This is a genomic window from Protofrankia sp. CiP1_Cm_nod3, assembly GCF_982290655.1.
In genome coordinates this window covers 12,771-23,441 of the sequence record NZ_CEVIVD010000073.1, presented here as the reverse complement: position 1 = coordinate 23,441, position 10,671 = coordinate 12,771, and the positions used below count along the sequence as shown (strand labels likewise).

At 66.0% G+C, this 10,671-nt stretch carries 8 protein-coding genes and 4 pseudogenes; 8 read left to right on the top strand and 4 right to left on the bottom strand.

Annotated features, from left to right (window positions below; translation table 11 throughout):
* Together AC5LUJ_RS14950 and AC5LUJ_RS14945 are read right to left on the bottom strand one after the other, a co-directional pair.
* On the bottom strand, positions 1–1,074 hold a 1,074-nt coding region (locus AC5LUJ_RS14950), incomplete at its 3' end, for a hypothetical protein (protein ID WP_493465129.1).
* Positions 1,074–1,712: a hypothetical protein gene (locus AC5LUJ_RS14945; RefSeq protein ID WP_493465128.1), complete on the bottom strand. Its 639-nt coding sequence runs from the start codon at positions 1,710–1,712 to the stop codon at positions 1,074–1,076. The genes AC5LUJ_RS14950 and AC5LUJ_RS14945, both read right to left, overlap by 1 nt.
* Before the next feature lie 634 nt (positions 1,713–2,346).
* Between AC5LUJ_RS14945 and AC5LUJ_RS14940 the strand changes: the two are divergent.
* The 5 genes and pseudogenes from AC5LUJ_RS14940 to AC5LUJ_RS14920 all read left to right on the top strand — a co-directional run.
* Positions 2,347–2,676, top strand: a pseudogene (locus AC5LUJ_RS14940) (transposase); the annotation flags it as partial.
* A 110-nt stretch (positions 2,677–2,786) separates the two neighbouring features.
* Positions 2,787–4,403, top strand: a complete 1,617-nt coding sequence (locus tag AC5LUJ_RS14935) for an IS1182 family transposase (protein ID WP_493465130.1) — start codon at positions 2,787–2,789, stop codon at positions 4,401–4,403.
* A gap of 19 nt (positions 4,404–4,422) precedes the next feature.
* Positions 4,423–5,007, top strand: a pseudogene (locus tag AC5LUJ_RS14930) (transposase); the annotation flags it as partial.
* Positions 5,008–5,677: 670 nt separating this feature from the next.
* Positions 5,678–6,760 (top strand): M4 family metallopeptidase, encoded by a 1,083-nt coding sequence (locus AC5LUJ_RS14925; RefSeq protein ID WP_493465127.1) that lies wholly within the window; start codon positions 5,678–5,680, stop codon positions 6,758–6,760.
* A gap of 65 nt (positions 6,761–6,825) precedes the next feature.
* Complete coding sequence (locus AC5LUJ_RS14920) at positions 6,826–7,119, top strand: protealysin inhibitor emfourin (RefSeq protein WP_493465126.1); 294 nt, start codon at positions 6,826–6,828, stop codon at positions 7,117–7,119.
* Positions 7,120–7,147: 28 nt separating this feature from the next.
* Here AC5LUJ_RS14920 and AC5LUJ_RS14915 read toward each other — a convergent pair.
* Positions 7,148–7,432, bottom strand: a pseudogene (locus AC5LUJ_RS14915) (transposase); the annotation flags it as partial.
* Between the two features lie 429 nt (positions 7,433–7,861).
* Here AC5LUJ_RS14915 and AC5LUJ_RS14910 point away from each other — a divergent pair.
* The 3 genes from AC5LUJ_RS14910 (at position 7,862) to AC5LUJ_RS14900 (ending at position 9,784) form a co-directional block, all read left to right on the top strand.
* Positions 7,862–8,746 (top strand): GH25 family lysozyme, encoded by an 885-nt coding sequence (locus AC5LUJ_RS14910; protein ID WP_493465125.1) that lies wholly within the window; start codon positions 7,862–7,864, stop codon positions 8,744–8,746.
* A 371-nt stretch (positions 8,747–9,117) separates the two neighbouring features.
* A complete protein-coding gene (locus AC5LUJ_RS14905; RefSeq protein WP_493465124.1) occupies positions 9,118–9,420 on the top strand; it encodes a hypothetical protein in 303 nt (100 codons plus the stop codon).
* Positions 9,421–9,508: 88 nt separating this feature from the next.
* Positions 9,509–9,784 carry a hypothetical protein gene (locus tag AC5LUJ_RS14900; RefSeq protein ID WP_493465123.1) on the top strand — a complete coding sequence of 92 codons (276 nt, stop codon included), beginning with the start codon at positions 9,509–9,511 and terminating at the stop codon, positions 9,782–9,784.
* 173 nt (positions 9,785–9,957) lie between these two features.
* On the opposite strand, the pseudogene AC5LUJ_RS14895 reads toward AC5LUJ_RS14900, so the two are convergent.
* Positions 9,958–10,191, bottom strand: a pseudogene (locus AC5LUJ_RS14895) (DDE-type integrase/transposase/recombinase); the annotation flags it as partial.
* Positions 10,192–10,671: the final 480 nt, after the last annotated feature.

Below are 10,671 nucleotides of genomic sequence, written 5' to 3'. Positions count from 1 at the left end.
CGGGGTTAAGTGCGTGCCAAGCCTCGATGAGGGGCGGGGCGATGACGGTGTCGATAACCTTGGGATCGTTCCAGTAGGTGGGATGCACCAGTGGGGTCCAGGACAACCAGCGGGGTCCGACCCGCATGATCTTTTCTTCGTGGACACGTGCTCGGTACTGGGCTCCCAGGGGGCGGAGGGGTACGCGATAACGTCGTCGCGGTCGACGACATTGACCCACCGGCCGGTCAGCCCTTGGTGATGGTTGTTCAGTTGGGGTGCGGGGACGGTGATCGGTGTGCCGAAGCTGCCGAAGCGTGACGCCCACAGTGCGAGCGGGCTGCCGAGGGTGAAGAAGAACGTGAGCGTCTCGCCGCGCCTCATGGGGCTTTTGTCTATTCGGCCCTTGATCTGGTTATCCACCAGCTTGAGGTCGGGCCCCCCGTTCTGGATGTCGTAGAAGTAGTTGCTGGCGACGACCGTGCCGAGGCTGTGGGCGATCACACACAGGGGTGCGTCATCACCGCATTCGGGATCGGCAGCCAGGTCGTGGAGGGTCTCGGCGAATCGCCCGTGGACGCGGTCGTAGAGTTCGCGGTCGTCATTGGTCGTCTGGTAGGAGACGGCGTCGCCGAGAAAATGCACGATCAGCCAGCGCAGCGTCGGGTAGTTGAGCCCGCCACCCCACGGCAGCCACGACAACCACGGCCGGAGCTGCGGCAGCTTGCTGTCCACGACCCGTCCTATGAGGTCGGCACCCAGCACTTTGCGTACCAGTAGACTTGCCGCCGCTGGGAGCAAGGCCAGATTGGAACCGGTGTTGATATCGGTGACCAGGCGGGTCAACTTGTTCATGTACTCCCAGGACAATGGCCCGAAGGACCGGGTGAACATCCGATCATGAACGTCTTCGAGTTCCTGCGCCCAGGATATTGGCCGGATGACCAGCGCGTCATCGGGATTGATGCCACGGCGCCGGAAGGAACGGCGGAGCAGGTTCGCGGCCTCGTCCGCAAAATGCGGATCGGAAATTTCAACGCCATGTATGAAGGCGACGGCCAGCCGGCGCGGGGCCGGCGCAGCGACGATGGTCATCAAAATCCTCCGGGGATATAAGGTGGATATGCGTAGACGTCCCAAAGCTGGTTGAAGCGGGCCAGGGTTCCAGAATCGCCTTTGATAATCTTGGTGAGGGCATGCTGCCGTCCGTCGAGTTGACACGGCAGCCGGTAGTGCATGCGGCGGCGGGTCGGGTCGGGCGTCTTCGTCGACGGACAGCTTGCTGCCAAGCGCGTCGGCGTGCATGGTGTCGGTACGCATGTGGGCCGGGCGGGTTCGGTGACGAATCGGTCAACATCGTCGAGGGTGATGACCAGCCGTACGGACAGCCGCTCACCACGGGCGTGCCCGACGTGGAAACCCTGTTCGCTGTCAGTTGTGCTGGCCGCGACGTAGTCTTTCATCTCCTCGGCGGACAACGGCGTGCTCGGTTCGGACCGCTCCCGTCCCCGCCCCGGGCCCGGTGGGTAGGGTGAGTCCAAGGGGATGCGCTGCTCGGCACGCCGGGCGTGCGTTGACGTCTCCCCACGGATGTTCGCCTCGTGCAACCGGTCGGCGTTGACATTGACTATGTAATGAACAGGCACCTTGGCGCGCAGCACCTTGACCGCGATGGGTCGGCGCTGTCCTGCCTCGGCCAACCCGTACATCACGACCGAACCGCCGAAACCCAAACTGATAATGACGTTCTGAATAATGTTCGACAGCAGCCGCTGAAGCAGCTTCTCGGGTCACCCTATCCCCTTGTGTGTCGATGTTGTCACTGCTGTCGCAGTCGACCCTTCCCTGTCACGGCCCGAACACACATCGATTCCCCGCGAATTTTTGGCGAACTGTCGAGTTACACATCAGAAATCACCTACATTAATTGCACTTCAAGGCAGCTCTGCGCTGAAGACGTGAAAAATCTCCGCGGAATAAAACGACGGTGATTCGCCAGCAAACCCGGATCCACTCCGCGTGCCGGAACAAATATAGCGCTTGCCGCGTGAGCAGCGTCCAGCTGCCGCGCATCAATGAACGATATATTTAATACATCTATGCAGTGAATTATCTCCGTTTAGCTGAGAATGCAGCCAAAGGTGGCAGTCGGGTCTGTTGCGTCTGCCGGGTCCTTGATCGGGCGATCGCGGTAGGGACCGCCCTTGAGGGCGGCACCCCCACAGATCCCACCCTACCCGCCAAGATGGGATGAGACAGGTAATTTGTACCATCTTGTGACTGGTAGGATTTTGTTAGATTCTTGATCGGCTGGTTGGAGGGTCGGGATCTTCGTCTGGTTGGCTGCTGGTCGTGACGCCGGAGGAGATGGCTGCGGTGCGTCCGGTCGTGGAGGAGTTCGCGGCGCGGATGTTCGTGGATCTGCCGCGCAGGGACCAGCGGGCGAAGGGCGAGCTCTACCTGCGTGGGCTGATGTTGGACGGGAAGCGCAAGAGCCTGGTGCCGATGGCCGAGCGGCTCGGGGTCGATCATCAGGGGTTGCAGCAGTTCCTGCGGAACTCGACCTGGGAGTACGGCGAGGTGCGCCGCCGGCTGGCCGGCTGGGCGGTCGAGTTCGTGCGGCCGGAGGCGCTGGTCGTCGACGGCACCGGCTTCCCGAAGGACGGTCCGGCCTCGCCGGGGGTGGCGCGGATGTACTGACACTGTTGGCGAATTCCTCGTCCGGCTCCGCGGGAAGAGAGAGCCGAGCGGTGTGATGGTGGTGTTGCCGGCTGGTCGTGGGGGGTGTCGCGGTGAGGTGATCGATGATGTCGTTGCACCCGGAGGTTCCCGGTGCGGTTCCTGCGCTGACCGTCGAGGTGGCCCGGGCTGCGTTCCCGGCCGGCTGCCCGATCATTCGGGTCCGTGATGCGCTGGGACCGGTGTTCCGCGATGAGGACTTCGCGGATCTGTTCCCCCGCAGAGGCCGGCCCGCCTGGCCGCCCGGTCAGCTGGCGATGGTCTCGGTTCTGCAGTTCCCGGAGGGGCTGTCGGATCGTCAGGCGGCCACGGCGGTACGCGACCGGATCGCGTGGAAGTACACGCTCGGCCTGGAACTGACCGATCCGGGCTTCGACTTCTCGGTGCTCAGTGAGTTCCGCGCTCGGCTGGTCGACGGCTCCGCCGAGCAGCGGGTGCTGACCCGGGTCCTTGATGTCTGCCGCGTCGCGGGACTGCTCGGTGATGGCGGCCCGGCCCGCACGGACTCCACCCATGTGCTGGCCGCGGTCCGCACACTCAACCGCCTGGAGCTGATCGGGGAGACCGTCCGGGCGGCGTTGAACGCCCTGGCCGTGGCGGCGGCGCGCTGGTTGGGGGCATGGATGCCCACCGAATGGCCCGACCGCTACGGCCACCGGGTGGAGAACTACCGGCTGCCGCAGCAGCCGGCGGAACGCGCGGCCTACGTCGAGACGGTCGACACCGACGATGCTCCGGCCTGGCTGGCGGAGGTGGAGGCCGTGCGGGTGCTGCGCGCGGTGTGGCAGCAGCAGTTCGACACCCGCGGGGGTGTCCTACGCTGGCGGGAGGCCGGCGAGCTTCCGCCGTCGACGGAACGCATCGCCTCGCCGTACGACGTCGAGTGCCGTTACGCGATCAAACGGTCGGCGTCCTGGACCGGCTACAAAAGCCACCTGACCGAGTCCTGCGGCCCGGACCGACCCCATGTGATCGTCAACGTGGAGACCACCGACGCCGCCCGCAGCGATCAGGGCACGGTCGAGCGCATCCACGACCGGCTCGCGGAACGCGAGCTGCTGCCCGACGAGCACCTGGTCGATACCGGCTACATGTCGGCCGAAGCCGTGCTGTCGCAAGCCCGCGACCACGGCGTGCGGTTGACCGGGCCGATGCCGCCGGACACGAGCTGGCAGGCCAGGCGAGGGCAGGGGTTTGACGTCTCCGCCTTCACGATCGACTGGCAGGGGCGTACCGCGACCTGCCCGCAGGGCGCTGTCGCCACCTCGTGGCACCCGCAGCTCGACAACCGAGGGCATGAAGTGATCCGGATCCGGTTCCCGGACGGGGCCTGCGCGAGGTGCCCGGTTCGCCGCAGCTGCACCCGCCGGGTCGACGAACCACGCGATCTGGTCGTCCGCGGGCAGGCCGAGCACGAGATGCTGCAGCAGGCCCGTCGTGAGCAGGCCACCGAGGAATGGAAGACGCACTTCCACCGCAGGGCGGGCGTCGAAGGAACGATCTCCCAGGCGGTTCGGGGACCCGGCATCAGACATGCCCGCTACCGCGACCTGGCCAAGATTCGTCTCCAGCAGCTCCTGAGCGCCGCAGCCATCAACCTCATCCGCGTCGATGCCTGGCTCTGCGGGGTGCCTCTGGCGGCAACCCGAACCTCATCCCTCGCCGCGCTCCCCGACGCCGCCTGACCGAATTCGCCAACAGTGTCTGTACTCGGGCACGTTGGGCAAGGTCGGTAGCTGCCAGGTCGGGGTGTCTGTGCACGCGGCCACGGACTGGGCGTCGGCGGCGCTGGACTGGCGGCTGTTCCTGCCCGCGAGCTGGGACGACACCGGCGTCGACGACCCGGCCGAGGCCGCCGCGGTCCGTGCCCGCCGGGCACGGGCGCAGATCCCCGACGCCGCGCGGCACCGGGAGAAGTGGCGCCTGGCACTCGACATGCTCGACGAGGCCCTCGGCTGGGATGTGCCCGCCCGGCCGGTGCTCGCGGACGCCGGCTACGGCGACTCGGCCGAGTTCCGCCAGGGCCTCACCGACCGGAACCTGGCCTACGTCGTCGGCGTGACCCCCACCGCGACCGCGCACCCGGCCGCCGCCGAACCGGTCCGACCGCCCTATTCCGGCAACGGCCGCCCACCGGTACCGGCCTACCCCGACCCGCCGTCGACGCTGAAGGCCCTGGTCCTGGCCACGGGCCGGCGCGCGGCGCGGTGGGTGACCTGGCGGCGCGGCACCCACCACGGCCCCGGCAACCCAACCGCGGCGATGCGCTCAAGGTTCGTCGCGCTGCGCGACAATACTCGCCGCGGCCTGAAGCCCGACCCGCTAGCCTCGCCTACAGAAGGGCCAGCCGGCAGCCACACTCGAACCGCCGCCCTCGCGCCTACCAGTGGCCAAGTGCCCCGGTGGGCGCGGGCCTGCCCACGTCACGTCGGGTTTTCCAGTCAGCCCCTGCGCCGGCCTGACCCTCTACGGAGTCCTCCGCATGCTCCAGAGCCTGCTCAACGTTTGGACCGGCGCCTGCCGCACCTGCCACCAACCCTACGATCCGTTACCCACAGCGCCGATCGCAGCGACCGGAGTTACCTAACAAAGTCCTACTGGTCGCCTGCGGCAGAAGACCTATCGACCAATCGGATTCGATCATCGAGTAATGTAGATGCCCTGGTCAGGGCCTACGGATGAGTTTCGGGCACTGGCAGGATGCATACAGTGCCAGCGGACCGCCAGGACGATCACCTCCGGAGGGGTCGGAACTCGCTGAACTCCGAGACTGGGACCATCGGTCGGACGTGGCGGCGGCGCATCACCCGATCATGCCGACTGCCGGGGTGGACCGTGGTCCGTGCAACAGACCCGGGCAGATGGGGACGGCTATCCATGTTCTGTGTTCGTTTAGTTACGTAGATGGGTACACCGGGGAGCGACTCGCTCGAAAGGGAAGGCGAAGGAAGGGGCTCTCATGGTCATGTACCGTTCGGGAACGATGCCGCACCGGCCGTTGCACTGCATCGTCCCACCCGACCTGCTGGCTCGGATCGTCCGCGAGGGCGAGACCGAGGAGGAGCGGGCGGCAGCGCTACGCACCCTGCAGTTGGACCACTCCTTCCGACTGGCCCGCGCCGAGACGGCCGCCCGTTCCAGGGGGTGGGCGGTCCGCCCGACCACGTTCGGCCGGCAGGGCGGCCGGCCGCAGCGCACCATCTACGACCAGCATCATCAGGAAATCCAGACGCTGGGTACCCCGGTACGGGGCGAAGGGCAACCGGCAACCGGTGACCCGGCGGTCGACGAAGCGTACGACGGCTTCGGCGCGACGTACGACTTCTACTGGCGAACCTTCGACCGTGACTCCATCGACGGCCAGGGGCAGCCGCTGCTCGGCGGGGTCCACTTCGGTCAGGATCATGACAACGCCTCCTACGACGCTGCCGGCTACATGTTCTTCGGTGACGGCGACGGCCGGTGGTTCACCCGCACGACGGCGGGGGTCGATGTGATCGCCCACGAACTCACCCACGGGGTCACCCGGCACGAGGCAAACCTGGCCTACAGCGGTCAGTCCGGTGCGCTCAACGAGTCCATCTCCGACGTCATGGGCAGTCTGGTCAAGCAGTACCGGTTGAGCCAGAAGGCCTCCGATGCCGACTGGCTGATCGGCGCGGACATCGTCGGCCCCGCGCTCAGGCCGGCGCTGCGGTCGTTGAAGGCACCCGGCACCACCAACCCGCACGACGACCAGCCGGCCGACATGAACCACTATGTCCTCACGCCCTCGGACGACGGCGGTGTGCACATCAACTCCGGCATCCCGAACCGGGCCTTCTACGTCGTCGCCGATACCCTCGGCGGTTTCGCCTGGGAAGCGCCGGGCGCCATCTGGTATGCCGCGCTGCGGGACCCCGAGCTCGACCGTCCTTCTCCCGAGTTCCGTACCTTCGCTCGGATCACCCTCCGCCAGGCGCAGCAGATATACGGTCCGACCAGCGACGAAGCCCAGGCGGTACGGGACGGCTGGGACGCGGTGAAGGTTCCACTGAACTAACAACACGGGGGTCCGCGGCCTGACCTGGCCTGACAGGGGCTCTCCCCCCGGGGCATCATCGAAGGGTGCGTGTGGAGTTCGAACGCAGCGGCGGCTTCGCAGGCCTGGTTCTGCATGCCGTCCTCGACACCAGCGAACTCGACCCGGAGCAGGCCGGGCAGGCCGAAGCCGCGCTGGACACCCTCGGCTGGGATCAGCCGGCAGCACCCCCCCAGGGGGCCGACCTCTACCAATACCGGTTCACCGTGACCGACGCCGCCGGCCGGCGGCGCTCAGCGGTCCTCCACGAACCGCAGGTACCTGCCGCGCTGCGTCCGCTGGTACGCGAACTCGTCGCCCGAGGCCGGTTCCCGTCCTGACAAGCGACTGCTCACCCTTATCCCGGCCGGTGAGGGTGTGGCCGAGCCGGGTGAAGATGCCCTCGTCGCGCCAGGCGGCGTAGGAGAAGGAGACGGTGGCGTGCGCCGGGAAGTCGTGGGGCAGGTATCGCCAGGGAACACCGGTGCGGTTGAGGTAGAGAATCGCGTTGAACACCTCGCGCAGGTCGACGCTGGCAGGCCGGCTGGTGGGTCGGTGGTCGAGCCGGGTTTTCTGCCAGGCGTGCAGGATCGGGGTGATCATCTCCCAGCGGGCGTCGGGCAGATCACTGGGATGGGTTTTCCGTGGGCTCATGACGGAGGTTTCTCCCTGGCCGGGGCGGCGGTAAACCAGCGGGCCGGGAACTGCCTCACTCTGGCAGAAGAGGGACTTTCACCGCATCGGTAAACCAGACAGACAGTCGCATCTCCGCTCTTAACGACCCTCGTGCTCAAGGCCATGGAATGCGCGAATCAACCTTTACTACGCGAAAGCCATAAAAGCCGCGGCCAGCATAAACGATTTATTCCCACTGAAACCGCGTAAACATCCACTCGGAGGATGTTTCGTTGCGAGGAAACGCGGTTTCGGCAATAGCAAGATCGCTTCTTGTTGATCCTTGTTGGTCTTCTTCAGCAGCGAACCACCCGGCGATGCGATATGTGGACGCAAACTGGGAATAATCGTGCAGAGACCTCTACGGAGGACCCGAATAGTCGGATAGATATTAGGAGTGCATGCGACATGTCGCGTTTCGCCGACATCTCCACACACAACGCGTCTTTCGACGCCGACGTCTACAAGGACGCCGGGCACGAGCTAATCGTCATCAAGGCGACCGAGGGGGCCACGCATACCAGTGAACGGTGGGAGGGGTGGGTTAAGGACGCTCGCCACACCGGGCTACGCGTCGGCCACTACCATTTCGCCACCACACGGGACGTCGCGGACCAGGCGGCACATTTCCTGAACGTGGTGAACCGAAACTACCACCCCGACGACATCCTGATCCTCGACCTGGAACAGGCCGCGATCCCGGCGCGTCGACGTGGTGACCTCGCCCGCGACTTCCTCGGCAAGATAGACCATATGTCCGGCGAGAAGTGGCTGTACTCCGGCAAATTTTTCCTCCAGGAGGGGAGAGTATCCTACTTCGGGGTACCGCTGTGGCTGCCCTCGTATACCAGTACGTGGCGGGACAGTCTGCTCCCCCACGGGTGGGACAAAGAGACGCTGGTGGCGTGGCAGTTCACGGCCACGGCCACGGTGCCGGGCGTCGGGAAGGCCGCCGGGGGGGTGGACTACAGCGAGTGGTACCCGACCACGCCGCAGCCCGGCAATCGTTTCGCCGGGTACCCGGCCCTCCGCCGGGGCGACCAGGACTCGCACCGCACCGGCACCTTCCCTGACCGGGGGACGCCCGTGCAGACCCTCCAGAACGCCTTGAATATCGTGTTGGGATGGGAGGGGGGCCACCCGTCCAGGCTGGCCCCGGACGGCGATTTCGGGCCGGCGACGTATGAGGGCGTGGTGCACTACCAGGGACAGCGTGGGCTGGCGGCCGACGGGGTGGTCGGCACCCGGACCTGGTCCCGCCTGGACTCCGATCTCGACATGATCGGACGGTGACCACGACGGAAGGACAAACAAATCTGTTGAACTCCGAGTCACACCTATTGTCGCTCCATGCGATCGAAAAATCTGCGATCCAGACTTCTGCCCGCCTGCGATTCTTCAGAGCCTTTTGAGTCGTAGGCATGGAGACGCGGATGGGTTTGTAGGGGCTGGGATGGGGGATACAGGAGTTAGGTCGACTCGTGCTGCGGCGGCCTAGGCAGTGGAATTGAGGCGAGGAGTCTCCCGCCGAGGGCGACGACGTGTGGCTGACAATACGTCTAATCACGCGAAAGAGCGGAGCCGGCACCATCAGGACCCGGCCGACGCAAATCTCCCGTCGAAGGCAGGACGGAGAATCTAATCTTACGAAAGGAATGACTACCATGGCAACACGCGTGGCCAGCGGCATCATCGTGGGGGCGGGGAACAGCGCGAGCCTGTTCTGGGACAACATGCCCAGTGGTCAGGTGAGGACGTTCACGGCCTACCCGAAGAACCCGGAGGTCCCGTTCGATTCGCAGGCCGAGATCACAGATGTCTTCCACCTGCTCAAGGGTGCCAACCACCCTGACGTCAAGGGTGAAATCCAGCTGAACGTCACCATCACCAACAAGGCCGGCGGGCCATGGGGGCCGTCCGTCGCGGCTCCGTTTCTGGCCTACGACCTGTACATGACCACATCCTGACGTCTCGCTCGTGCGGATCGCCCGCCTTACGCTGGTGTCCACGCCCGTCACCGGAATCGATCCGCCGGACGGCCCGATAAGGAGCCGGATGGCCCAGGACACCAGATCCACCATCGGAAAGGAAACTGAGTCCATGCAGGTAAACATCGTCTACGATCTCTCGGGTGAGATCAGGTCAGTTGCGGTCGCGTCCCCGGAGGTAGCCGATATTCACCAGCTCGAGGTCCGCGCGACGGCCAGCGGCGACCGTGTGACGACGGTGGATCGACCTGACGTTGCCGCCGAGCGCGTACACGACCATCTCGCGGCGCTCGTCAGGGAAAACCTGGTCGACCCCGCAACGGGCACGCTGGTCTCCCGGTAGGTCCGCGCACCGAGGTCGTCCAACGGACCACGATGGCCCCGGGCGCGGGCTGGTGCGCCGCGTGGCCGGGGCCATCGTGGGTGGGCCCCGCACGGCCGAAGGGGCCGGCATCAGTGGGGCACTGTCGCGTTCCGAAGAGACGGGGCATACCGGCCGACCACGGTGACCGTCGGTCAGACCGCGGCGGCGAGTTCGGTGAATGCGGCGGCCAGCCACCGCCTCGGGTTGGTGTCGACGGCGAGCTCGTAACGGCCGCAGCGGATGTTCTGGATGAGGGCGTGCCCGGTGCTGATCGTCTGGACGGACCGCAGCCGTTTCAGACCGCGCGTCGGCCGGAGCCAGGCTTTGAGCCGGCCGTGGTCGGCTTCGATGCGGTTGTTCTCCCGCGCGGCGACGACGTGGCAGGCCGCAAGATGCATCGTGCCCAGCAGGGCGATGACGGAGAGATCGACTGCAGGGGCGGGGGTTCAGCGGGGCGATATAGGCAGGCACGCCGAGCCTGATGCCCAGCGCCCAGACGTTACCCAGCCCGAACAGGAAACTCAGGGCAACGACAGCGGTGGTCAGGGTAGTTACCGCGTGGAGCGTGGTCTGCTGGTCGTCGCGATGAGGTGGAGACACAGGCGCCGCGGCAGTCGCTGGCACAGTGATCGTGTCTGGCTGGATTTCGCTGGCTTGAATGGCCGGCGTGTGGGCGCAGGTCATCGGGGCACCTCACACCGCCGGGCGGGAACCGACGCCGAGTTCGCCGACTACCTGCTCCGGATCCGCACCGGCCACAAGAACCGCCCCGCATTTCAGGACGAACTGAGCAGGGCTGGCCTTCCCTGACACCCAACTCCCCGTCTCGCGTCGGCTACAACCTCCGAGGGAGGAGGGACGTCGGC